Origin of the sequence: Dyella humicola (assembly GCF_026283945.1) — a bacterium.
GTDB classification, from domain to species: Bacteria; Pseudomonadota; Gammaproteobacteria; order Xanthomonadales; family Rhodanobacteraceae; genus Dyella; species Dyella humicola.
This window is the reverse complement of record NZ_JAPDPC010000001.1, coordinates 1043826-1068272: the sequence shown is the minus strand read 5'-3', so window position 1 is coordinate 1068272 and position 24447 is coordinate 1043826. Positions and strand designations below refer to the sequence as shown.

Sequence of the window (24447 nt, the reverse complement as noted above, 5' to 3'; positions counted from 1 at the left end):
TCAAGCGCCGGCGACGAGGACCTGCGACTCCGGAAAACGAATACGCGCGATGTGTCGACGACCTTCGCGCGTCTGCAACTCCAGTGGCCAGTGAAAGCGCTCGCTGATGCGCTGCGCGATGGCCAGCTCGAAGCCATGGCGATCCGCCGTGGTCGGCGCGGGCGCCTCACCCCGATGCGTCACCGTCACCACGCTCGGCAGCACGGTGACCACCACCGTGCCGCCCTCCGCCTGCTGGCAGGCGTTGCGAATCAACTGCCAGCACAGCACGGCGAATACGCGCGGCGAACCGTGCAGGGCGAATCGCGCTGGCTCTTCCAGCTCAAGCGTGATGGGTCGCCCTTCCAGCATTTCCAGCACGTCAGGCAGTTGGTCGCGCAGCACGTCGTTGACCACGAAGTCCTCTTCGGTGAGGCCGTTGTCCGATTCGCGTGCGAGTATCAGCAAGGCCTCGACCAGCGCTTCCATCTCTCGCGTCGAGCGCTTGATGCGCTGCACCGAGCGCTGTCCGAACTGACCCAGCATGGGGTCATCGGCCAGCATGTCGGCCGACATCTTGATCACCGTGAGTGGGCTGCGCAGCTCATGGCTGGCATCGCGGGTAAAATTGCGCTCGCGCTGGTTGTAGCCAGCAATACGGTTGGCGAAGCCATAAAGACTGCTAGCCAACGTCGCCACATCGGCGTCAGTACGCTCTGGGAGCTGATCGGCTTGCCAACTGGCGAGGTCGGGCGATTGTTCGTCCCAGTCGCTCACGGCCTGTGCCAGCCGACTCACCGGCGCCCACTGGCGACGTGCGGCCAGCCATGCCAGCGCACTGATAATAACGATCAGCACCAACACGGCGCTCGCGGGCGCCACGTCATAGAGGCCCATCAGGCACACGATCACGATGGCCAGCAATTGCAGGCCAAAGATAATTGCCAAGCGTCGATAGAACAGGCCGCGGTGGAACACCCCCGCGGGCTGCGAACTTTCCCTGCTAACCATAGCTAACTCATACGGGCGGTATCATGCCGGCTGCGAGGCAGAAGCCACCTCCGATTCAAGATCGGCAAGGCGATAACCGGCTGAATGGATAGTGTGCAGCAGAGGGCGTTCGAAGGGCTTGTCGATCACCCGGCGCAAGTTATAGAGATGCGAGCGCAACGTGTCGGAATCGGGCAGCGTATCGCCCCAGATTTCCCGCTCGATATCGCGCCGGCTGACCACGCGCGGCGATTCGCGCATGAGTATCGCCAACAGCTTCAGTCCAATCGGCGAGACGGTGAGTTCGTGCCCACCGCGCACCAGGCGCAGCGTCGCCGTGTCGAGTGTCATGTCGCCAACGGTGAGGATTTCCGTGGATACCTGGCGGCGATCGCGGCGAATCAGTGCACGCAGCCGTGCTTCCAGCTCGCGCACCTCGAACGGCTTGACCAGATAGTCGTCGGCACCGGCCTCCAGCCCCACCAGTTTGTCTTCCAGCGTGTCACGGGCGGTAAGCATCAATACCGGCGTGGATTTCTTGGCATCACGACGCAGCTTGCGGCACACGTCCAGGCCGTCCAGGCCCGGTAGCATCAGGTCGAGCACGACCACGTCGTAGCTGTTGGAGACGGCCAGATGCAGCCCGCTGACACCGTCGGCGGCGTAGTCCACCGAGTAGCCGCGGCGCTCGAGAAATTCGCCGACCATTTCCGCGATCTGGCGGTTGTCTTCCACCAGCAGAATCAATCCGGATTGTTCGTCGCGTGAGCTCATCCTTACCTCCAGAAGCAGACTTCACAAAGGTGAACAGCTAACGATTCGCATCGTGAGGGCCACGTGAAATTCAAGGCGTGGCCTCATCGATTGTTGTGATCGCGTGCACGTCTAGTGCAAGAGAGCTACCGCAACAGAGGTTCCAACTCCTTCCAGACGTTGTCCAGTATTTTCGGCTGGGCCGAGGCCACCGGGTGCAGGCCGTCCTCCTGCATCAACTCAGGCCGGGTGGCGACGCCCTCCAGCAGAAAGGGCACCAGGGCGACCTTTTTCTCCCTGGACAGGTCGGCATAGAGGTCGCGCAGGCCGTCGCGATATTGCGGCCCATAGTTCACCGGCAGCTCGATGCCAAGCAACAACACCCGCGCCCCGGACTTCTGGGCACCGTCGATCATGGCGGCAAGATTGTCACGCAAGGCCGCCAGCGGCAGGCCCCGCAGGCCATCGTTGGCGCCCAGCTCGATCACTAGCACGGCCGGGTGGACCTTCTCGAGCAGTTCCGGCAGGCGATCCCGCCCGCTCAGCGAGGTTTTGCCACTGATGCTGGCATTGACCACGGCCCAGCTCGGCTCCATCTTGGCTAGACGGTCGCCTAGCAAATGTACCCAGCCGGACTCGACCGGGATGTTGTGCGCGGCCGACAACGAGTCGCCCAACACCAGCACGGTTTTCGGCGGGGCCGCGTAAACGGTGCCGACGGCACCCAGTAGAACCAGGGCACACAGAGCCCGCCCCAAGAAAGCCGGCCAGCAAAGGAAACGACGCATGAGTGGCAATGCCTCCGCTTTCACCAAAGATGTCCTTCTGGACGTGGTCGATGTTAGCAAGTCGGTGCAAGGCCCCGAGGGGCGGCTGGACATCCTCACGGGAGTCTCGCTACAGGTGCGTGAAGGAGAAAGCTTCGCCATCGTCGGCGCCTCCGGCTCCGGCAAGACCACCCTGCTCGGCCTGCTGGCCGGCCTCGACACGGCGTCCAGCGGCCATATCGCGCTGAACGGCCACGCACTCGAACAGATGGACGAGGAAGCCCGCGCCGACCTGCGTCGACGCATGGTGGGCTTCGTGTTCCAGTCGTTCCATCTGTTGCCGGCCCTCACCGCCGAGGAAAACGTGATGTTGCCGCTGGAGCTGGAAGGTCGCGACGACGCGCGCGCCCGTGCCCGCGAAGCGCTGGAGGCGGTCGAGCTGACCCCACGGCGGCGGCACTATCCGGCCCAGCTCTCCGGGGGCGAGCAGCAGCGCGTGGCGATTGCACGCGCGTTCGTGCACGGCCCACGTCTGTTGTTTGCCGACGAGCCCACCGGCAATCTCGACCAGCGCACCGGGCACCACATCAGCGACCTCATGTTCGCGCTCAATCACGATCACCGCACCACCCTGATCCTGGTCACGCATGACCCCAAACTCGCGGCGCGCTGCATCCGCCGGGTGGAGCTGGACAACGGCCGTGTCGTTGCGTCCTCGCGTTCTTCGGCAGCGGTGACGCCATGACGGGCCTTACCCTTGCGCCGAGCGTACGCCGATGAAGCTGCTCGCCTTGTCACTACGCAGCCTTCGTCGCGAATGGCACTTGCCCGAGCTGCGCACGCTTGGCGCCTCCTTGATATTGGCGGTGGTGGCGCTTGGCGTGGTCGCCACCCTGGCGACGCGCATGGAGCGCGGCGTGCTGGCCAGCGCGGCCGAGCTGATCGGCGGCGATCTGGGTATCAGTTCGCCACAGGCCTTGCCCCCCGACTACGCCGCCCAGGCGGCCCAACGCGGACTCGCCGTCACCGCCGGCGCCGGCTTTCCCAGCGTGGCCTTCGCCCATGGGCAAAGCCAGCTGCTCGACGTGCAGGCTACCGACGGCGCCTACCCTCTGCGGGGCACGCTGGAGTTGCTCGATGCGCAGGGGCACACCATCACCGGCCACGGGCCGCCGCCCGGTGTGGCTTATCTTGATCATCGCGCGCTCGTCCAGCTGAACCTCAAGCTCGGCGACACCGTGCAGCTGGGTGGTCGCGAGCTGCGCATCGACGCCGAGCTGGTACGCCAGCCTGATGGCGGCGAACTGGTGGCGTTGGCACCCCGCGCGCTGATGAATGTCAGCGATGCCGAACAGGCCGGCCTGCTTGGTGTGGGCAGTCGCGCGCGGCACCGCGTACTGGTCGCCGGCCAACCCGCCGCCGTGCGGCACTGGCGCGACTGGGTGCAGGCGCAGGCCTTGCCCCAGGGCGCCCAGCTGATCACTCCCGAACAAACCCAGGAGCGGATGCGCAGCGCCTTCGATCGCGCCAGCGCCTTCCTGCGGCTGACGGCGTTGCTGTCCGCTCTGTTGGCAGGCGTGGCCATTGCGCTCGCCGCACAGCGCTACGCGCGTCGCAAGACCAACGAAGTGGCGCTACTGCGCGCACTGGGCACGCCACGTCGCCAGGTACTTGGCTTGCTGGTGGGCACGCTAGGGCTGCTTGCCGTGCCGGCGGTGCTGCTCGGCGGCTTGCTCGCTCTCGCGCTGGCGCAGATCACCTGGAGCTTCGCCAGCCAGATGTTCACGACCGTGCCGACCTCGATACCGATCGGGCCTGCGTGCGCTGCGGCCTTGATGGGACTCGCTGTGTTGGCCGGCTTCGCCCTGCCGCCACTGGCGCGTCTGGCCGAAGTGCCCCCAGTCGCGGTTTTTCGTGAGAGCGCCGCACGGCATGTGCGGCGCTTCGATGCGCTCTACCTGGTACCCGCCCTGGTCGCTTTGTTGCTGATCTGGAGCCAGAGCGGCTCGGCCAAGCTGGCGGGAATTCTCGCCGTCAGCCTGCTTGGCGTGGCCGTTGTCGCTGCCCTGCTTTCGGCGCTGCTGCTGTGGATAGCACGACGCGTTGCACCAGGTGCGCACCCCGCCCTGCGGCTCGGCCTGGCCGCGCTGGCTCGCCGCCGCGGCATGAGCCTGCTGCAAGCGACTGCCCTGAGTCTTGGCCTGGTTGCCCTGCTTCTGCTGGCCATCGTCGCACCCGCCTTGCTGGAAGGCTGGCGCCGCGAGCTGCCGGCCGACACGCCGAACTGGTTCGTCCTCAATCTGCAGGATGACCAGCGCCCCGGCTTCGAGCAGGCACTGGCGCAGATGGGCGGACAAAAGCTCAACATGGCGCCGTTGGCGGTGGGCAAGCTCACGGCCATCAATGGCCTTCCGATCGACCAGCTCAAGTTCAAGGACGAACGCGCCAAGGAATGGGCCGATCGCCAACTGCGCCTGTCCTGGGCTGGCGAGTTGCCGCCCAGCAATCGGGTGGTGGCTGGCCAATGGTCGGGCGAGCATCCCGCCCAAGCCGAAGTGTCGATCGACACCATGTGGCGCGACATGTTTGCGCTGAAAGTCGGCGACACCATGAGCTTCAACGTGGGTGAAGAAAATCTCGATGCCAAGGTAGGCAGCATCCGCCAGGTCGACTGGAGTTCGTTCCGCGTCAACTTCTTCCTTGTGCTCGATCCCGCCCACGCCAATGCCCTGCCGCATACCTGGATCGCGAGCTTCTACCTGCCGCGCGGCCATGCCGAGGCGTTGGCGCAGCTGTCGCGCGACTTCAGCAACCTCAGCCTGATCGATGTCGACGCGATGCTCGACCGTGTACGCGACATCGTCAACCAGGTCAGCGGCGCCGTGCGCTGGGTGCTCGGCTTCAGCCTGCTCGCGGGTGCGCTGGTGCTTGCCGCCGCGCTCGCGGCAAGTGCGCAGGAACGTCGCCATGAAGCGGCCCTGCTGCGCACGCTGGGTGCCCGTCGCTCGCAATTGCGTGCCGCCGCGGCCTGCGAGTTTGCCCTGCTCGGCCTGGTGGCAGGACTTACCGCCGCGTTCGGCGCCGCCGGCACCGGTCTATGGCTTGGGCATGCGATCTTCCACATCGAGAATTTCGTGCCGCCACTGGGCTCGCTGATGCTGGCTGCGCTCGCAGCTGCCGTCGTGGTGATGCTGTTGGGTCTCGCCGGCACGCGGCGTGTTATCCATACGTCGCCCATGCGCTTGTTGCGGGAGAGCTGAGCATCTGCTCGACTGATCACACACCGCAGCGAATTCGCCCTCACATGACATGCCCTCCTCGGCGAGCCACGTCGGCATGAGCACGCTACAGCGTGGCATCAAGCGCCTCGCCCAGGAGCGCCTGCTGCTCGGCTTTGCGCTATTGGCGATGGTGTTGGCTGTCGCCGATCCGCGACCCTTCGCCGACTATCATCGATGGCTGCAACTGCCCACCCTGGGAGGCCTGCTGGGCTTGCTCATCTGCATCCAGGGCATCCGCGACAGTGGCCTGGTGCAGCACGCCGCCGCTGCGCTGGTGGAGCGGGCGCATTCCCTGCGCGGGCTGGCCTTGCTACTGGTGAGTACCACGGCGCTGCTGTCGATGGTGCTCACCAACGACGTCAGCCTGTTCCTGATCGTGCCTTTGACGCTGGCGATCGGCCGCATCTCCAACCTGCCGGTGATGCGCACCGTGGTATTGGAAGCACTGGCAGTGAATGCCGGCTCCACGCTCAGTCCTATCGGCAACCCGCAGAATCTCTTGCTCTGGCAGTTCGGCCACCTCACCTTTCTGCAATTCAGCCAGGCCATGGTGCCTGCGTTCGCCATCATGTTCGCCCTGGTCGCCCTACTCGCCCTGGCGTGGATGCCACGAGGAAAGGTGGAGCTGCACGCCGACCAGGTCGATGGGCACCCCGTATCCACATCACAGGCAATGCTTTCAGTCGGCGCACTCGTCAGCATGGTGTTGATGATGGAACACGGCCATGCGGTGCTTGGCGCCGTGCTTCTGCTGGTTCCGTTCGCGCTGCTGGAACGCAGCACGCTGGCACGCGTGGACTGGCTGCTGCTGGCCACCTTCGCCGCGATCTTTCTCGGCCTGGGCCATTTTGCCGAGCTGGGAATAGTGCGACATGCGCTGGATGGCTTGAATCTGGATAACCCGCTGACGCTATACGCCAGCGGCATCCTCGCCTCGCAGCTGATCAGCAATGTGCCGGCAACGGTTTTGCTGCTCGGCCATGCGCCTGATGCCGCAGCGCTGGCGGTTGCGGTGAATGTGGGCGGCTTTGGACTGGCAATGGGTTCGCTGGCCAACCTTATCGCCTTGCGCCTGGCGAAACAGCCGCATGGTGGACGGCTGTTTCACCAGGTGTCGATACCCTTTCTGCTGGTATGCGCGCCCCTGGTCTATCTGGCGTACCGCTGGCTGGGCTGAGAGCCCCGTCAGTCTTCGCGCGGCACGCTGACCTTGCCCTGCACGCCGCTGTGACTCACGTCGCCACTGCCTTTGGCGCCAAGGCTGAAATCGCCACGCACGTCCCTGACCTTCAGGTCGCCCGAACCCAAGGTATCGGCACGCACATTGCCGCCCACACCGGACAGCGTCACATCGCCCGAACCGACGGCGCCCACGCGTGCATCACCCTTGATGCCGTCCGCCTTGAGGTCACCCGAGCCCATCGCGCCCAGCTCGAGACTACCAATGTCGCGAGCGTCGACATCACCCGAGCCCACGCTGGTGTTGAAGGGGCCGCTGATCTTGCTGACATGCAAATCGCCCGAACCCACCTGGCTCTCCAGGCGCTGCAGCCCCGTCACCCATGCATCGCCCGAGCCCACGTTGAGCACGACGGGCATCTGTGCCGGCAATTGCAGGTTCAAGTCCAGGCTCCAGTAGGAGCTCCCGAACAGGCTGATCATCACGTGGCTTTTGCCACCAGCATCAATGATCAGACGGTCGCCCTCGCGTCGCTGGGTCACCACCAGATCGTCCAGCAGCTTGGGATCCGAAGCACACGCACGCCCGGTCAGCTCGCCACTCTTGGCGCTTTCGCTGCCGGTGAGATGCATGTCGTGGCTGTGCAGATCGATCTGCACGGAATGGATGCCAGTGAGATCCAGGGAAAGATTACGCGGCGCCTGGTATTTGCACTGATCAGCCTGTGCGGCGAGCGGCGCAATCAGAAGGGCGGCAAGCAGAAGTCGGCGCATGTAGAACTCCTCGTTAGTCGAACCTTCATGAGATGTGCCATGTCGCCAAAAGGTTGAAGGGTCACCCCCCGTGACTTCCGCCATGGTCAACCACCTTCCCCAAGGCACGTTTGTCATCAGGACCCATCGTGGAGACTCGACACCATGCAGCGCAAGACCCTGCTCGCTTCCGCCCTGGCCCTGCTCATCGCCGGCTCGGCGTCCTTCGTACTGGCCCAGGACGTCGCTCCGAGCGCGTCACCGGCATCCGCGCAGAAGACTCGCCCGCCGACGCCACCCAAAGGCCCGTCCATGGCCGATGGCGGCCCTCACGGCCTGCGGGGCGGTCCCGACGTTGATGGGCACGGCTTTGGTGGTCCTGGCTCGGCAGTCATCTCCGACCTGCACGAACTGGAACACCTCTACATGATGACGGGACGCGCCAAGGAACTGCCTGCGCTCTACAACGACGTGCTCGCCAAATCGCAGGATCCTGTCGTACGCACCTATGTTTATCACCACCTGGCCCGTGCCCAGCTGGCACCGAGCAACCCGGACCAGGCCATCGCCACGCTGCGCAAGAGCCTCGATGAAAACCTGGCCAACGAAGCCAAGCAGCGCGCCGAATTCGAAAAAATGCGCAGCGAGTGGCAGGAACATCACGCCACCACGAAGCCGGGCCCGGCGCCCGCGCCACAGCCATAACTAGAATAAGAACTTGACGCTGCCGTGGTCGGCCGCGTCCCATCCTGAGGCACGGGACCCCAGAACCCGTGCCTCCTTTTTTTCTCGTCGACGCGAACGTGCGCTGCGGCAACTGGGCGGCGTCGCCAGCGTGCCTCTTACGACCGAAGGAAGTCCCCGAGGGACGCAGCGGGCCACCCGAGCGCCTGCTGGCGCGCTCTTACTCCTTACTCGCCTCAGGGGAGGAGCTAGGGATGAGGGGCGGGTGCTTGCGGTAACGCATCTATGAGCGCCATCGCCAGCTTGCCGCTTACGCAGCGGGCGTTCCGAACCGCTGCCGCGGTCCGGGTCACTTTTCTTTTGCTGGCCCAAAATAAAAGTAACCCAAAGAAAATGGCCTCAAAGAGCTCATGGCATTGCGAGAGATACGAGCCTGACGGGCGTCGCCAGCCGAATGAGTGGCGGCCCATGGCCTACACACAGCGGCTACCCCGCAACGCGCCGAAGCGCAGAGGGCTTAAGGCCTGGGGCGCGCTGCGACCATCTGCGCACTCGGATGCAACAAGCGACGCGACCGTCGGCCGAGCCTGCTTTAAGTCCTCACCGCGGTGGCGCGTTGCGGGGTAGCCGCTGTGTCTCGCCTTGGGCAGTCTGTTCCCTGATCACAGGAACCTTCTAACGCTTCTATCCCACGGAGTGCTACCAGCTCTTGAGGCCGTTTTCTTTGGGTTACTTTTCTTTTGGGCCAGCAAAAGAAAAGTGACTCGAGCGCCGGCAGGCGATCGAAACGCCCGCTGCGTAAGCGGCAACCTTGCCACCACGCTCAGTTGTCGCGTGACAGCATGCACCCGCCCCTCATCCCGACCTTGTCCCCTCAGGGGAGAAGAAGATTGAGTTGACTAAAGACCTTGCAAGAGCCGGCTCCTAGCCCGCGACTTCGTCTCGCTTGGCCTGCTGCCAAAGCGCTTCCTGTTCCACCAGATCCCGCTGCGCCAGCGATCGACCCTGCTCGAGCGCCAACTGCTCCATGCTGCGAAAGCGCCGTTCGAACTTCGCATTGGCATGACGCATGGCTTGTGAAAAATCGACGCCGGCATGCCGCGCGAGATTCACCATCACAAACAACACGTCACCGATCTCGTCCTGCAGTCGCTGGGTATCGCGCCCGTTGGCAAATTCGGCGCGTACTTCATCCACTTCTTCGAGCAGCTTGTCGATGACGGGCTGTTCATCCGGCCAATCAAAACCGACGCGCGCAGCACGCTCCTGCAGCTTCAGCGCACGCTTCCATTCCGGTAGCCCACGGGAGACACCGGCCAGGGCACTGTCGTCATGTTGCTCGCCCTTGGCCACTCGTTCGGCCGCCTTGATGGCATCCCAGGCCTGGCTCTGTGCCTCGACGTTCTCGTAACTTTCATCACCGAACACATGAGGGTGACGGCGCACCATCTTGTCGCTGATGGCGTGCGCAACATCGGCAAAATCGAACAGCCCAGCCTCCTTGGCCATCTGGGCGTGAAAGACGACCTGCAGCAGCAGATCGCCCAGCTCATCACGCAAATCGTGCCAGTCCCGGCGGTCGATGGCGTCGGCGACCTCGTAGGCCTCTTCGATGGTGTACGGCGCGATAGTGGCGAAACTCTGCTGCACATCCCACGGACAGCCGCTCTCGGGGTCGCGCAGACGCGTCATGATGGCGAGCAGATCGTCAAGACTGTGGCGCTGGTCCCCGCTCATGAGGCTTCCATGTCAGCGGCCAGCAGGCGTGCCTTCCAATCGATGGAAGCGTCACCCACGGCGATGAACTCGGGGTTGATAAGCGAATCACCGCGGTTGTAGCGAAGCGGCTCGCCGCTGAGATCGAGCACGGCGCCACCTGCCTCCTCAAGCACGGCCTGCGCGGCCCCCGTGTCCCATTCGCTGGTCGCCCCACGACGCAAATAGACGTCCGCCGCGCCACGCGCCACCAGGCAGAACTTCAACGACGATCCGAGTGGCATGGAGCTGTAGTCTTGCCCAATCAGTTGCGGCAGCAACGCAGCACCGGCACCGCCATGGGAACGACTACCCGCCACCGTCGGTGGCTGCGCCATGGCACGCGTACCGATGCGCCGCCAAGCCGCGTGCGCATCGTCCTGCATCCAGGCGCCCTGCCCGCGCGCAGCGGCATACAGCTCGCCGGTCACGGGCGCCAGCACCACGCCGAGTACGGGTTGATGATCGTCGATCAAGGCAATGTTCACGGTGAACTCGCCGTTGCGCTTGATGAACTCGCGCGTGCCGTCGAGCGGGTCGACGAGCCAGTAGCGACGCCACTCGCGTCGCTGCAGCCACGGCATGGTGCGGGCCTCTTCGGAAATCACCGGGAGCACCACATCGAGCCGGGCCAAGCCGGCGATGATGACCTGCTGTGCAGCGAGATCCGCCGCCGTCACCGGTGATTGATCGACCTTGCGCTGCACTTCGAAATCATCGCGGTAGATCACCAGGATCGCTTCAGCGGCATCGCGGGCGATGGCCGAAACCTGTTGCAAGAGGGCGGAAAAAGGCGGGTGGCTCATGTCGGTTGGAATCGGCCAGCAAGGTATTCGCGAGCCATGAACAGGGCGGCGATGGAGCGCCCTTCCGTGACATCGTCACGTGCTATCAAGGTGTGCAGGTCAGCCAGTTTCCACGGCACCACTTCGAGCTCTTCAGGCTCGTCGCCTTCCAGGCGCTCTGGATAGAGATCCTGCGCCAGTACCACATGCGCCATATGCGTCATGTAGGAAGGCGACAGCGACAGGTTGTGCAGGATCTTCAATTTGCGTGCGCCAAAACCGATTTCCTCCTTCAGTTCACGATCGGCGCCTTGCTCGGCGGTTTCGTCGCGATCGAGGCGCCCCTTGGGCAGGCTCAGTTCGTAGCGCCCTACGCCCGCGCCGTACTCGCGAACCAGCAAGACGGTTTCATCGTCCAGCATCGGCACGATGATGACGGCACCCAGGCCGCCACCCTTCAAACGCTCATAAATGCGGCGCTCGCCGTTGGAGAACTCAAGATCGAGCTGCTCGACGTGCAGGAAACTGCTGTCGTGCACGTCCCGGGTAGCATGGATGATCGGAGGCTTGCGCATCGGGCCATTCTATCGCGTTAGAGCCCGTTCCCTAACTCCACGTGGCCCGCGCCGGGAGCTGTTTGCACGCAGGCCAAGGAAGAAGGAGGGCGTGTACGTCCGTACACAACCGAATGATGACGCCGGCATGCGGGCAAACAGACCCGGCCCGCAGGGTTGAGCCCGTGTGTCCGCCAGGAACCGGTGCGCGGCTCGACCTGACAGCCAGTCAGGCGCTTCGCCACGCCCCGCTCCCTGGCGGACACACGGACTCAACGCGGGCTACGCGGAGTTAGGGAACGGGCTCTTTGCCTGGCGCAACCGCGACAGTGCGAGTTCATGGAGCGCCGGCGTACCGGCGAGCACGCTGCGTGAATCCAGCGTCAACGCCTGGCCATCCAGGTCCGTGAAGATGCCGCCAGCCTCACGCACGATGACCGCCAGGGCGGCGACATCGAGGATGCTCACGTCCGACTCCAGCACCAGGTCCAGCCCGCCACGCGCCAGCAAGTGGTAGTGGCAGAAGTCGCCATAGCCGCGAATGCGGTTGCTCTCCCGAATCAGGGCACCCAGCTCGGCCCACCGCGCGTCGGCAGTGAGCGACTTGACGTTGCCGGTGGAAATGGACGCTTGTGCCAGATCCGTGGTGGCAGCGGCATGCACGCGTTGTCCTTCGAACCAGGTGCCGCCGCCCCTGCTGGCCCACATCGTCTCGCCATAGATCGGGGCGCTCGACACGCCGAGTACCAGTTCGCCGTGGTGCATCAGCGCGATCTGGGTGGAAAAGAACGGCGTGCGTCGCACGAAACTCTTGGTGCCATCGAGCGGATCGACCATCCAGAGCAACTCATGGACGCCGTCATCGCGACCGAACTCCTCGCCGTAGATAGCCGCCTCGGGCAACGCTTTCTGCAACACTTTGCGGATTGCCAGTTCGGCCTCGCGATCGGCCACGGTAACTGGCGTATCGTCGGCTTTCAGCTCAACCTCGACGCCGCGTTTCCAGTAGTGCTGCAAGACCTCGGCGGCGGCCTGCGCTGCCTCGCGCGCGGCATCCAGTGCCTGCGACAGATTCAATCCACTCATCGTGCCCCCTCTGGCATGGCGGCTGCGAGACCGCCACTGTAATTGATATGCGTCCGGCCACTGCCATCGGTTGGACCCAGCCCGGTCAGCCACCGCTGCAGTGCGGGATTCGGGTCGCGTGGTGCAGCGGTCGCCGAGAGGCGGCGGGCCAACGGACTGAGCTGAAACTGGCCGTCGATACGCAGTGGACCGCTGCCATCGTCCTGCACGTGTCCAGCCAGCACACCACCGCTGCCCTGCACGCTGATCAGCAGATTGCCGAGCGCTATGTTGCCGTTACGTGGCGTCAGCAAGCTGGCTTCTTCCCATCGCACCTGGGCGTCCAGTTCCTGCGGCCAGCCGCCATGCAGCTGCACGCGGCTTGCCGCGAGGCGAACGACGCCTCGCGGCTGTCCCATCGGCAACGTCATGGCCGGACCGAGCAGCCCCATATCGGCGCGCAAATGGACGTCCATCCAGGTCGCTTCGCCGACGCTTTGCCCTTCCATGCGTCCGGAAAAATCCATCCGCGTGCCGTGAAGATTCAGCTGTAAGCGGGTCTCACCCAGCAAGGCCCGCCGGGACAGTCGCCAGCCCAGTCGACCGAGGTCCTCGCCCTTGGCGGAAAGCACCTGGCCGGCCCGCCCGTCCCATAGCAGACCACTCACTTGTTGCAGCCGAACGCCGGGTAGCCGGGTAGCGAGCAAGGGCATGGCCCAGCTTGCGGGAAGGAACCACAGCAGTCCAAAACCGATCAAGAGCACGGCCAACAGGCCAATGAATGCAGCTCGCCAACGCTTCAAACCGACTCCCGCAGTGCTTGCAAGACTTGAGTAGGAACGCTCCAAACCCCGATCATAGCCGGATGAACACCTCCCCCGCTGTCGACGCCCTGGTGCGCCGTGACCTGAGCCACCTGTGGCATCCCTGTACCCAGATGCAGGATCACGAAACGGTGCCCATGGTGCCCATCGCCCGCGGTGACGGCGCCTGGCTGATCGGCACCGACGGCCGCCGCTATCTGGACGGCATCAGCTCGTGGTGGACCAATATCTTTGGCCACGCCAACCCGCGGCTCGCCGCGGCTCTCGCCGACCAGGCACGCACGCTGGAGCACGTGATCTTCGCCGGCTTCACGCATGAGCCCGCGGTGGCGCTGGCCGAAGCGCTGGTGCGCGTCACCCCGCCGGGTCTTGAGCGCGTGTTCTATGCCGACAATGGCTCAGCAGCGATCGAAGTAGCGCTGAAAATGAGCTTCCACTATTGGCTCAATCAGGGGCATGGCGAGAAGACGCGCTTTATCGCGCTGACCGGGAGCTATCACGGAGAAACGCTGGGTGCGCTGTCGATCAGCGATGTGGCGCTGTATCGCAAGACCTATGCACCCTTGCTGCTTACGCCCATCCTTGCCCCGTCGCCCGATACCTACGATGCCGAACCCGGTGAGAGCGCCGCACAGGTCGCCCAGCGGCGCCTCGGCGACATGCGGTGCGTGCTGGAGCAGCATGCCCACGAGGTCTGCGCCGTCATCGTCGAACCGCTGGTGCAATGCGCGGGCGGCATGCGCATGTATCACCCGGACTACCTGACCGGCCTGCGTGCGCTCTGCGACGAGTTCAAAGTGCATTTCATCGCGGACGAAATTGCCGTCGGCTTCGGTCGCACCGGCACCCTGTTCGCCTGCGAGCAGGCGCAGGTAACGCCTGATTTCATGTGCCTGTCCAAGGGGCTCACGGGTGGCTTCCTGCCGCTGTCGGCAGTGCTCACCACTTCACAGGTCTATGAAGCGTTCTACGCCGAATACAGCGCCGGCAAGGCCTTCCTGCATTCACACAGCTATACCGGCAACCCGCTGGCCTGCCGCGTGGCGCTGGAAACCCTGAACATCTTCCGCGACGAGCCGGTGCTGGAACGCAACCGCGCACTTGCGGCCCACCTTGCCGCAAGGCTGGCGCCGTTGAGGGACCACGCGCACGTGGCAGATGTGCGCCAGACTGGCATGATCGCCGCCGTCGAACTGGTGGCGGATAAAACCAAGCGACGCCCCTTCCCGCCCGGCGAACGACGCGGTTTGCGCGTGTATCTGCACGGTTTGGAGCACGGCGCCTTGCTGCGCCCGCTCGGTGACGTCATCTACTTCATGCCTCCCTACGTCGTCACCACGCAGGAGATGGACCTTCTGGTCGACGTCGCGATGCGCGGCATCGATGTCGCCGTGGCGGGCTAATCGCCTGGCCACGGCGTTGGCCCACGTCAGTGGCCTCGCACCGTGATACTCGGGTCGAGCATCTGCAGCGCCGGCCCCAAGTTGGGCTGGCCGGTACGGTAGATATCGTCCTGGCTGTAACTGCGGCCCACTGCCGAAGTGAGGCAAGTCCCGGGCTTGGCCGGAATCAGGCTGCCCGTGGTCTGTAGGCAATTGCGGTCACCCGGTTTGAGTATCGGTCGTTGCGCGGCAGCCGGGGTGGCTGCACTGCCTTGTGCGTCGGCAACACTCTGCATGGAGGCAGCGGTGGAAGCCTGTGACGCCGTGTCCTGTGCGTGAGCCGCCGTTGCGGCTCCCAGGGCAACGAGCGAGGCCATCAGGACATGGTTGATATGAGCATGGGTGGTTCTGAACATGGTCTCCACCTCCTTAAAGGTAAGGACGATCAGTTACATGCTGCGCCTGCGTGGCGAGCCACACAAGGCCGCGCCACCAGCGCCTCGCACCCGTTCAGGTTTCGCCTGGCAGGGCGCTTGAGTCGGTCCCTCGTCCGTTATGCTGGCGACTTCCTCCTACCCAAAACGTTTCATGCGCACTATTCGCATACATGTCGATCAACCGTTGACCGTGGGCCGCGAACTGGCCCTGCCGGAGCAGGCCGGAGAACATGTTGCGCGCGTGCTGAGACTGGTCGCTGGCGACACGATCACGCTGTTCAACGGCGACGGCAGCGACTACCCCTCGATCATTCTGACCGTCGGCAAGCGCGAAGTGATTGCCCAGATCCAGTCGTCGCGTGCCCTGGACAACGAGTCCCCGCTACGGCTGACCCTGGCGCAGGGCGTCGCCCGCGGCGAGAAGATGGACCTGATCGTGCAGAAGGCCACGGAACTGGGGGTTGCCCGCATCGTACCGCTGCTGACCGAACGCTCGGAGGTGAAGCTGGACGCGGCCCGCGCGGAAAAGCGTCTGGCTCATTGGCGGGCCGTGGCCGCCAGCGCCTGCGAACAATCAGGGCGCGCCCGTGTGCCTGAGGTGGCGCCCGCCATTGCGCTCGACACTTGGCTGCGAGGACTGCGCAACGATGGCGCGCTGCAGCTTGCCCTGCTTCCCGAGGGTACACAGCAGGCGGGCGCACTCCGCTTCACGTCGGCCGGGGGCGTACTCGTGGTGGGACCGGAAGGTGGCTTGGGCAGTCGCGACATCGTGTCGCTTACCGAGGCGGGCTTCCATGGCCTGCGCCTGGGACCGCGCATCCTGCGCACGGAGACGGCCGGACTCGCCGCCCTGGCAGCTTTGCAGGCACTGCACGGCGACCTTTGAGCCGCCGCGCAACGGTCAAGTTTCAGCTCGCCAACGCGAGCAGATCGATCAGTTCGGCTTCGATGCCTTCCAGATCGGGGATGACGGCCACGTCGTCACGAACCAGCACCTGCGCCCGCACACCGGGCGGCAACGGCGCGCCATCGTGCGTGGGGATGATCAGCTCGGCATTGAGCGTCGTCAGGCGCGGAAAGCCCTGCGTGATGACCGCTAAGAACGGCAGGTCGGCATGACCGCCCAGGGCCTTCAGCACGGCCACGCGCACGGCCTGTTCGCTATCGCCCTCGCTCACTCCAGCGAGCTTGGTGAATGACAGCAGCGGCACGCGCCAGCCACGCCACGCAATGCGACCCAGCAACCAGGGCGGCGCACCTTCGACCGGCTCGGCAGCAGGCAAGGTGATGACTTCGGCCACGGTGGCATTGGGCAACAGCAGACGCAGGTTACCAACAGGCACCAGCACACAACGGATTTCGCGAGGTAGCGGTAGCTCACTCATCGCCGGCTCTCCATGGACATCTCCTCGATCAGACGCGCCGCCAAGTCAGCGGACGTGCCGGAATAGCTGTTAAGGCGCTCGGCTTCGATGCCGTGCACCATATCGGCGAAATGCCCTTCGGATGACGCTTCCACCCACACCTGACCACCACGGTCATGAATGGCCTGACAGCCGCCCACGGCATCATTCGCCTGGCCGGCAAATACAATCGCTTGCGCACTGCGGCCAAACACATTGGCCACCATGGTGAAGCTGGCATCGATCAAGGAGCTCTGCACGGCTTGTGCGCCCAGTGGCTGCAGCTCGATGCGACCGTCGCGATACACACGAGCCTGCTGGTCCGCAGGTACGACCAACACTTCGCCCGTGCGGGCACGTGCACCATGGGCCGCCATACGCACGGGCAAACTACTGCGCTGGGCCAACAGCTGAACCTGGTCGTCCGCCGACGTGCCATCCAGATGCTGGACGTGCAGCACGGTCATGCGCAAATCGGGCGGCAGCAGCGACAGGAACGTGCACACGGCTTCGGTACTATCGGATGCCGCGCCAAGCACCAGCATGCGCCCAATAGCCGTATCGAGGTCGGAGAGCAGCATTTCATGCCCGCCCTCATAAGCCTTGGGAGCAATGGCCTCTTCGATCGAGACCAGTTCAAGACTCAAGCCAAGCTCCATGGCCGACTCTTCTTGACTGCCCCCTTCCGGCGCGAGGAAATCAGCAGCGCTGAGCTTCTCGATACCAAATTCCGACAGCTGGGCAGGTGCCTGCTCGGTCAGTGGCACATCCTCGACCAACGCCCAACTCGACGCCGCCGTCATGAGCGATTCGTGGGCTGTATCGGCGGCGGCGACCGTCACCGCAACCACCGGCGAAACAAACGATTCGTCCAGCGGTGCGAGCGTCAAATGATCGAGCTGGAAAGACGGCATCGCCACGACAGCGGCCTCTCTTGCCACCGGCTCAGACTCGACCGGTGCCGGGCCTTGCGTCATCAAGGCGTCTACGCCGAAATGCCCATCATGCAGCGGGGGCAGATCATCCTCCGCAGTGAATTTCAGGCCTGCGCCAAAATCATCGGCCTCGGACATTCCATCGTCGGCCGCCAGCAACGCCTCGAGCTCGGCCGCCAGCGTCTCGGACACGGCGGCCGCATTGCTACTCGCCATCGCCACGGGTTCATGGGAATAAACCGGCGAAGCCGTGTCGCCGGGCGCGTCCGCGGAATCGGCCGCGGAGGGCATGGGCGTCGCCTCGGGTGCACCGAGCTCGACCGCCTGGGCCTCGTCGCTCGCTGCCACGTAGGTACTTTCCGCCACGGCGAGTACGACCGGCGCATGCTGTGGACGCGGCGGGTCGAGATCGCCCTGCGCCAAGACCTTCACGGCAAGATGGCGGGCCCAACGGGCGCGATCCCATCCATCCAGCTGGCGACTGGCCTGCGCATCGTTGAACACGACCCGCGGCCGATCGCCGTCGATCACGTCATAAAGCCGATCGAGGTCGTGCTCGGCATCGTCATCCAGATTCACGACCAGGACTTCGGCACCGGTGTCCTCCAGCATCGCGCGACTGAGGGTGGAAAGCGCCCCCTCGTGGACGATCCGGGCTCCACGCTCATGCAGCGCATCGCGCAACTGACTGCCCAGTTCCCGGTCATCGAACAGCAAGGCGACTGCGGTGGCCGATTCAGCCATTGAACGACTCCGTAGTCCGCTGCTCGAGAACTTCGCCAATCTGCATCAGCAGTTCAGCCTCTTGATACGGCTTGCCGAGGTAACGATCCACGCCAATGTCGAAGGCGCGCTGGCGGTGTTTGTCGCCAGTACGCGAGGTGATCATGATGATCGGCACATCGCGGAAACGCGGATCGGCCTTCATGTGCGTGGCCAGCTCGTAACCGTCCATGCGCGGCATCTCGATGTCGAGCAGCATCAGGTCCGGCACACGCTCATGCAGCCGTTCGATGGCGTCGACACCGTCCTTGGCCGTGCTGACTTCGTATTCGTGACGCTCCAGCACGCGACTGGTGACCTTGCGCATGGTGATGGAGTCATCCACCACCATCACCAGCGGACGTACGCGAACCTCTTCCACCACCGGCGCCTGTACCGCGCTGAGCCCCTCTTCCAGGCGCTGCTGACGGCGTGCCACCCCATGGCGGACCAGCGGTGCGAGATCAAGAATGATCAACACCGAACCGTCGCCCATAATGGTCGCGCCGAGGATGCCGGGGACCGAGCTGATTTGCGGGCCCACCGACTTCACCACGATTTCGCGCGAACCGATCACGGCATCGATGCGAATGGCGGCGCGCAGGTCACCGGAGCGGGTCAACAACAACGGCAACTGCTCTTCGTCACCGGTGTAACCGCTCACGATGCCAAGCAGTTCGGACAGATCGTGGATGCTGTACTCGTCTCCCGCATACGGGAATGACGGCTCTGCATCAGCCAGACGCTCCGAGAGTTCGGCGGGGGTGATGCGTGCCACGCCCTGCACCGAGGTCATCGGAATGGCGAAGTTGGATTCGCCAATGCGCACCAGGATGGCTTGCGTGACGGCCAGGGTGAACGGAAGGCGCAGCACGAAGGTGGAGCCTTCGCCCGCCTTCGATTCGATGGAGAGCGAACCGCCGAGCTGCTTGATCTCGTTCGCCACCACGTCCATGCCCACGCCGCGGCCGGCCAGCTGGGTGACCTTGCTTGCGGTGGAGAAGCCAGGCTGCGTGATAAGCGCAAGCAGCTGATCGTCACTGAGCTTGGCGTCGGCACGCACCAGACCACGCTCGATGCCGCGCTTGCGAATCGCGTCGCGATTCAGGCCGCGGCCGTCGTCGCTGACGCGCACGACGACTTCGGTCGCCTCACGCGCCACGCGGATGCGCACCGCACCTTCGGCCGGCTTGCCCGCCTTGCGTCGTTCGGCCGGCGATTCAATGCCATGGGCTACGGCGTTGCGCAACATATGCTCGAACGGCGCCTTGATGCGGTCGAGCAGGTTGCGATCCATTTCGCCATGGGCGCCCTCCACATAGAGCTGCGCGCTCTTGCCCTCTTCCTGTGCGGCCTGACGCAGCGTGCGGCGGAGGTTGGGCACCATCGTGTCGAATGGCAGCATGCGCGTGCGCAGCAAGCCGTCCTGCAGCTCGGAGCTGACCCGCGACTGCTGGATCAACAGCGTCTCGGCCTGACGCGTCAGGTCGTCGAGCATGCCCTGAATGGAAACAAGGTCAGAGACCGACTCGGCCAGTGCGCGCGAATACTGCTGCAACTGCGAGAAACGATCGAGTTCGAGCGGATCGAAGACCGACAAGCCGCCTTCGCGGTGCTCGCGTTGGAAACGCGCGATGATCTGCGCTTCCGTTTCGATCTCAAGCATACGCAGCTGGCTGCGCAGGCGCTGCACCGTCTGATCGAGCTCCACCAGGTTGAAGCGATAGCCCGCCACCTGCTGTTCCAGGCGCGAACGGTAGATCGCCACCTCGCCAGCGTGGTTTACCAGCGTATCGAGCAGTTCGGCGCGAACGCGGATCTGTTCCTGCGGCGCACTGGCAGTCTCTTCGTGCTCTTCGGGCAGCAGCTCGGGCAGCTTGGTGCGATCGGGGAATGGCAACACCGTCGCGGTCGTCTGCTCGACGGCTGCTGGCTCGATGGCGACCGCCTCGGCCGTCACGACCTCGCTCGGCGCGCCGCCAGACATGGCCACGAAACGATCGATCATGGCTTGCGGGTAGGCGACCGCATGTCCCTGCGAAACGCGCTGGACCATTTGATGCAGCTGGTCGAAGCCCGCTTCCAACGCGGCGATCAGGTCGCCGATATGGGCCGACTCGGCGTGCAGCGGTTTCTCCAGCGCCGTTTCGATGGCGTGGGTGAGATCGCCCACCGGCACCAGTCCGGCAATACGCGCACCGCCCTTGAGAGTGTGCAGGTCGCGCTGCAGCTCGGCCACGTGCTCGATCGCGCTTGGCTCGGCGCGCCACTCGGCGAGTACCCCGTCCGAATGATCGAGTAGCTCGCGCGCTTCCTCAATGAAGATTTCCAGCAGGTCGGGATCGATCTGGCTGGGTATGAGCTCGTTATCGTGCGAGGCTTCGTGCTCCTCCGCCGGCGTGCTTTGGAGAAGCTCTTCCTCAGCGAGGCGTTCCTGCTCGTCCGCCGGTGAAGCAATGATCGCCTGCGTCTCGATGGCTTCGACCGACGCCTCAATGGATTCGACCGGCGTTTCGTCGACGATTTCCGGCGCGACCACATGCGCAACGACGTCGTCCACCGGTGCACCGTCTTCGGCGGCCACGGCATCGTCGAGACCAACCTGTTCGTCCATCTCGATCGTGGAAGCGACAACGGGCGCGTCATCGAGCTCGAACGCCAGCGCCATCTCGTCAGCCGAAGTCAGCGTGACGTGTTCGTCGGCGGCCTTGTCGAGGCTCAGTGCCTCTTCAGCATCAGCCTCATCCAGCAGATCCGCGTAGGCCTTGGCGAAATCCTCCTCGTCGGCGCTGACGAGGGACGCCGCATCAGAGGTGGCTTCCGCCGAAGGTGTCGCGTGCCCGGCGACGGGCAGATGCGCGTCGAGATCGAACTCGCCCAGGGCGGCCATCAATTCGTCGGCATACGCATCGCCCGAGGGCTCATCCGCAGCGACGGGATGGGCGTGACCCGGCGTTCCCGACACACCAGACAGCGCCTCGTCCAGCGACGCGGCGAGCAGGTCTTCCCGCTCGGCATCGTTGGTCGGCCCGTCCGTTTCGACGAGATCGTCCGCATGCGGCTCAAACAGCACGTGAGCCACCTGAGGTTCCGGTTGGCTATCACGCAACTCCGCAATGCGTTGGATCAGTGCATCGATATTCGGCAGCTGCGGCGACGGCGCATCGAACTGTCCCATGACCTGATCGACGGCATCAGCGCTCTGGCCCAGCAGGTGCACGCCCTCGGCCGAAAGCGGCCGACCGGCGGCACGCAGGCGCTTGAGCAGGCTTTCCAGTGGCGAAAGCAGCTGGGTCAGCAACGGGATGTCGACCATCGCGATGGCGCCGTGCAGCGTATGTACGGCACGCAGCAGACCGTCGTCGACGCGAAGTTCGCCGTCGACGCGGTTGATCGTCGTCCGAATGGACGCAAGGTACTGCGCGACTTCACTACGCAGGATCTCCAGCAACACCGGATCGATCGGCGGCATGACCGGCGCTTCGATCGCGTCCGCGAAGTGCTCGACCGGCGAACTCGTCGCGGCCTCGACATCGGCAAGGCTGGCGGTCGGAATGGCGGCGACATCGACACGCGGCACGCGGCGATGCACGACGCGACGCACGCTCTCCATCGCGGCAGGCGCAATGTCGGCGATGCGCGCATCCTGCTGGCCGGCGGCAAGTCGCTCGGCAATCTCCATGATGGCGTTGATCGGTGCCGTCGGTGCCCCTTCGCCCAACAGCGCAATGCGCAGTTGCGGCAAGGCATCGATGGCGCCACTCACCACTTCCTGCACGCCCTCGTTGGCCGGAATCGAATGATCCAGCACACGATTGAGCATGTTCTCCACCTTCCAGGCGAATTCACCCAGCATGGTGGCGCCGACCAGCCGGCCAGAACCCTTCAAAGTATGGAAGGAGCGACGAATGGGTGTGAGTGCATCCAACTGCGCGGTATCGGCGAGCCAGGTCTGGCGCGCTGCATGCAGGCTATCGATTTCTTCCTGCATCTCCTCCAGGAAGATGTCGCGGATGTCGTCGTCGATGCCCGCCGTACTGGCCTGAAAGCCCGCTTCAGCCTGTGACGCGCGGGCTACTGGTACCTGCTCGAAGATCTCTTCCTCGATCTCGATCCATTCGTCATCGCCGCCCTGCACGGCTTCCTGCGGACCGAGATGTTCGGTGTCCGCCAGGCGCATGCCGGTGATCTCGTGTTCCAGCGGTTGCGGCGTTTCACTGTGACCGATGATCAGCCCCGACAAATCATCGCCATGGGCCAGGCTGACGGTTTCCGAGAGCTCCGGCTGGTTGGCCAGCGCTGCCGCAAGCGCGGCATCTGCCGCCTTGGCGACCTGCTCCGGCGCTTCGTCCATGTCGTCCAACACCGCCGCGCGCGCGGCCGGCGGCGGCCAATAGCCGAGCGTACCCAGACTGTGCTCGGCGACGTCCAGGATGTGTTCCAGGCCACCGCGATGCTCGCGCGCGGCCTCGAGGTAATACTCCAGCGCGGCAAGCGCATCGGCGAGATGATCCATCTGCGCCGTGCTGGGCACGCGCCGATCGGCCAGCAACTCGTTGCCGACGAAACGGCCAATGCCTTCAGCCAGTTCGGCGGGACGCGGCGCGGACAGCATGCGCATGGCTCCCGCCACTTCCTCCATCAGCGGGCCCACATCGGCCAGCTGCCTGGACTGCCAGCCCGACTCGACATAAGCGACGATCGCTTCCTTCACCTTGCCGGTGTTGGCGGTGGCTTCGTGCATCAGGGTCGCCAGGATATGGCGCGCCTCGCTGCGCGGCAGCATCGCAGTCGCGCCTTCAGGCGCACTTTCTTCTTCGGCACCCAGGCTTTCGATGTGATCGTCGAGCGACGCTTCCACATAAAGCAGCGCACCGGCAACATCGAGCAACAGCTCTTCGTCGGGCGTGCGCACGCGATTGGCGATTTCGTCCAGCACGCGACGCTGCTCGTTGACCACGCGTCGCGGCACAGCCAATGCCAACATGCCCAGCGTGTCGCCCACGCGGTCCAGCACTTCGGTCTGGCTCGCCAGCTGCGCAGGATCGGCGTCGGTTTGCCGCAGGAACAGATCCAGCGCCTCCTTCACCCGCAACAAGTCGTCCTTCAGCGCACGCGCCACGGAATCGAGCAAGGCACGGTTGTGGCCGGACATGGAGCCGCGTGCGTGTTCCACCTCACTCGCCTCAGGCAGCAGGGCGTCGAGCGAGTAGGTCTGGCGCAGCAACTCCATCCGCGGACTGCCCGGCTTGACCTGGCCCGTCACGTACAGCAGTTTGCGCGCCAATTCGTCGGAATCACCGCCGCGCAGGCTGATTTCGCCATGTTCCACCAGTTGGCGGATGCTGCGATCGACCTTGCCAATCAGTTGGCGCACTTCGCTCGCATGGTTCTTGAGCACGCCCTGTTGCACGCCTTCGAGGACACCGGCGGCGATCCACCACAGACGACGCCCAGGCACGCTATGGCAGCGCGCCGTGATGGCATCCAAGGTCTGAATCATGCCCGTCAACTGCTGCTCGTTGCCCTGCCCACGGAACCAGGTCAACAACTGCTGCTGGAAGCGCAGCCGCAGGGCAGCGACTTCGCTGCGCTGACGCTCAGCGGCGATGTCATGCGCCGGAGCTGGCGCCTGGTGCGGCAGCACGACGTCAAGGTTGGGCGTGAAGAGCGCCGATTCGTGCAGCGCCTGCTGACCGCGACTGGAACGCAGGTCATTGAGCAACGGCAGCAGCACCACCGGTACGTCACGGTGGCCGCCAGACAATCTTTCGAGATAGTCCGGCAGCTGCATGAGGCCACGCATCAGGGCCGCATAGGCGTCCTCGCGGTCGGCGACATGGTCCTCAAGCAGCGAGATGGTCAGTGTCTCCATCTCCTCCGCAACCATCGCGGCGCCGTAGAGCTCGACCATGCGCAGCGTGCCTTGCACCTGATGCAGGCTGTCGGCGCACGAACGCATGGCAGCCCGGTCGCCCGGATTGTCGACGTAGGACTCCAACGCCTCGCGGGCAAGCGCCAGCGTCTCGTCGAGCTCTGGCTTGACCCACTGCAGGGTGGTGAAATCGATGTGATCTTGAAGTCTCATGCGCCCCTCACTGCGGCCACGTAACGCTTTGTCACGCAACCGTCGAGGTTGCCCCCTGTGAAAATCGTTTT

The 24447-nt window shown here is 64.5% G+C and carries 19 protein-coding genes; 6 read left to right on the top strand and 13 right to left on the bottom strand.

The window, feature by feature from the left end:
- The 3 genes from OUZ30_RS04600 to OUZ30_RS04590 form a co-directional block, all read right to left on the bottom strand.
- A complete protein-coding gene (locus OUZ30_RS04600) occupies nucleotides 1–990 on the bottom strand; it encodes a sensor histidine kinase (protein ID WP_266181009.1) in 990 nt (329 codons plus the stop codon).
- Nucleotides 991–1011: 21 nt separating this feature from the next.
- On the bottom strand, nucleotides 1012–1743 hold the full coding sequence (locus OUZ30_RS04595; RefSeq protein ID WP_266148162.1) for a response regulator transcription factor: 732 nt from the start codon (nucleotides 1741–1743) through the stop codon (nucleotides 1012–1014).
- Nucleotides 1744–1868: 125 nt separating this feature from the next.
- On the bottom strand, nucleotides 1869–2510 hold the full coding sequence (locus OUZ30_RS04590; protein WP_266181008.1) for an arylesterase: 642 nt from the start codon (nucleotides 2508–2510) through the stop codon (nucleotides 1869–1871).
- Between OUZ30_RS04590 and OUZ30_RS04585 the strand changes: the two genes are divergently transcribed.
- The 3 genes from OUZ30_RS04585 (at nucleotide 2509) to OUZ30_RS04575 (ending at nucleotide 6947) form a co-directional block, all read left to right on the top strand.
- A complete protein-coding gene (locus OUZ30_RS04585; RefSeq protein WP_266181007.1) occupies nucleotides 2509–3234 on the top strand; it encodes an ABC transporter ATP-binding protein in 726 nt (241 codons plus the stop codon). The two genes, OUZ30_RS04590 and OUZ30_RS04585, sit on opposite strands and share 2 nt — an antisense overlap.
- A 31-nt stretch (nucleotides 3235–3265) precedes the next feature.
- Entirely contained in the window at nucleotides 3266–5749 is a 2484-nt protein-coding gene (locus tag OUZ30_RS04580) for an ABC transporter permease (RefSeq protein WP_266181006.1), read from the top strand.
- A gap of 76 nt (nucleotides 5750–5825) precedes the next feature.
- Nucleotides 5826–6947, top strand: a complete 1122-nt coding sequence (locus OUZ30_RS04575) for an SLC13 family permease (RefSeq protein ID WP_266181005.1) — start codon at nucleotides 5826–5828, stop codon at nucleotides 6945–6947.
- Nucleotides 6948–6955: 8 nt separating this feature from the next.
- On the opposite strand, the gene OUZ30_RS04570 is transcribed toward OUZ30_RS04575, so the two are convergent.
- Nucleotides 6956–7723: a DUF4097 family beta strand repeat-containing protein gene (locus OUZ30_RS04570; RefSeq protein ID WP_266181004.1), complete on the bottom strand. Its 768-nt coding sequence runs from the start codon at nucleotides 7721–7723 to the stop codon at nucleotides 6956–6958.
- Between the two features lie 144 nt (nucleotides 7724–7867).
- On the opposite strand from OUZ30_RS04570, the gene OUZ30_RS04565 reads away from it, so the two are divergent.
- Entirely contained in the window at nucleotides 7868–8407 is a 540-nt protein-coding gene (locus OUZ30_RS04565; RefSeq protein WP_266181003.1) for a tetratricopeptide repeat protein, read from the top strand.
- 903 nt (nucleotides 8408–9310) lie between these two features.
- On the opposite strand, the gene mazG is transcribed toward OUZ30_RS04565, so the two are convergent.
- From mazG to gspN, 5 genes are all read right to left on the bottom strand, one after another.
- Nucleotides 9311–10123: a nucleoside triphosphate pyrophosphohydrolase gene (mazG, locus tag OUZ30_RS04560; RefSeq protein ID WP_266181002.1), complete on the bottom strand. Its 813-nt coding sequence runs from the start codon at nucleotides 10121–10123 to the stop codon at nucleotides 9311–9313.
- Nucleotides 10120–10947, bottom strand: a complete 828-nt coding sequence (cysQ, locus tag OUZ30_RS04555) for a 3'(2'),5'-bisphosphate nucleotidase CysQ (RefSeq protein ID WP_266181001.1) — start codon at nucleotides 10945–10947, stop codon at nucleotides 10120–10122. The genes mazG and cysQ overlap by 4 nt, the downstream gene beginning before the upstream one ends.
- Nucleotides 10944–11501, bottom strand: a complete 558-nt coding sequence (gene nudE, locus OUZ30_RS04550) for an ADP compounds hydrolase NudE (protein WP_266181000.1) — start codon at nucleotides 11499–11501, stop codon at nucleotides 10944–10946. The genes cysQ and nudE overlap by 4 nt, the downstream gene beginning before the upstream one ends.
- 261 nt (nucleotides 11502–11762) lie before the next feature.
- Nucleotides 11763–12566 carry an inositol monophosphatase family protein gene (locus OUZ30_RS04545; RefSeq protein WP_266180999.1) on the bottom strand — a complete coding sequence of 268 codons (804 nt, stop codon included), beginning with the start codon at nucleotides 12564–12566 and terminating at the stop codon, nucleotides 11763–11765.
- A complete protein-coding gene (gene gspN / locus OUZ30_RS04540) occupies nucleotides 12563–13348 on the bottom strand; it encodes a type II secretion system protein N (RefSeq protein ID WP_266180998.1) in 786 nt (261 codons plus the stop codon). Before gspN ends, OUZ30_RS04545 begins: the two co-directional genes overlap by 4 nt.
- Before the next feature lie 62 nt (nucleotides 13349–13410).
- Here gspN and OUZ30_RS04535 point away from each other — a divergent pair, with 62 nt between their 5' ends.
- A complete protein-coding gene (locus OUZ30_RS04535) occupies nucleotides 13411–14772 on the top strand; it encodes an adenosylmethionine--8-amino-7-oxononanoate transaminase (RefSeq protein WP_266180997.1) in 1362 nt (453 codons plus the stop codon).
- A 26-nt stretch (nucleotides 14773–14798) separates the two neighbouring features.
- On the opposite strand, the gene OUZ30_RS04530 is transcribed toward OUZ30_RS04535, so the two are convergent.
- Nucleotides 14799–15167, bottom strand: a complete 369-nt coding sequence (locus OUZ30_RS04530; RefSeq protein ID WP_266180996.1) for a hypothetical protein — start codon at nucleotides 15165–15167, stop codon at nucleotides 14799–14801.
- A 172-nt stretch (nucleotides 15168–15339) separates the two neighbouring features.
- Between OUZ30_RS04530 and OUZ30_RS04525 the strand changes: the two genes are divergently transcribed.
- Nucleotides 15340–16074, top strand: coding sequence for a 16S rRNA (uracil(1498)-N(3))-methyltransferase (locus tag OUZ30_RS04525; protein WP_266180995.1), 735 nt, complete (start codon nucleotides 15340–15342; stop codon nucleotides 16072–16074).
- A gap of 22 nt (nucleotides 16075–16096) precedes the next feature.
- On the opposite strand, the gene OUZ30_RS04520 is transcribed toward OUZ30_RS04525, so the two are convergent.
- From OUZ30_RS04520 to OUZ30_RS04510, 3 genes are read right to left on the bottom strand one after another with little or no spacing between them, the layout of a single operon-like run.
- Entirely contained in the window at nucleotides 16097–16573 is a 477-nt protein-coding gene (locus OUZ30_RS04520) for a chemotaxis protein CheW (protein WP_266180994.1), read from the bottom strand.
- Entirely contained in the window at nucleotides 16570–18270 is a 1701-nt protein-coding gene (locus OUZ30_RS04515) for a chemotaxis protein CheB (protein WP_266180993.1), read from the bottom strand. The genes OUZ30_RS04520 and OUZ30_RS04515 overlap by 4 nt, the downstream gene beginning before the upstream one ends.
- Nucleotides 18263–24376 (bottom strand): Hpt domain-containing protein, encoded by a 6114-nt coding sequence (locus OUZ30_RS04510; RefSeq protein WP_266180992.1) that lies wholly within the window; start codon nucleotides 24374–24376, stop codon nucleotides 18263–18265. Before OUZ30_RS04510 ends, OUZ30_RS04515 begins: the two co-directional genes overlap by 8 nt.
- Nucleotides 24377–24447 lie beyond the last annotated feature (71 nt).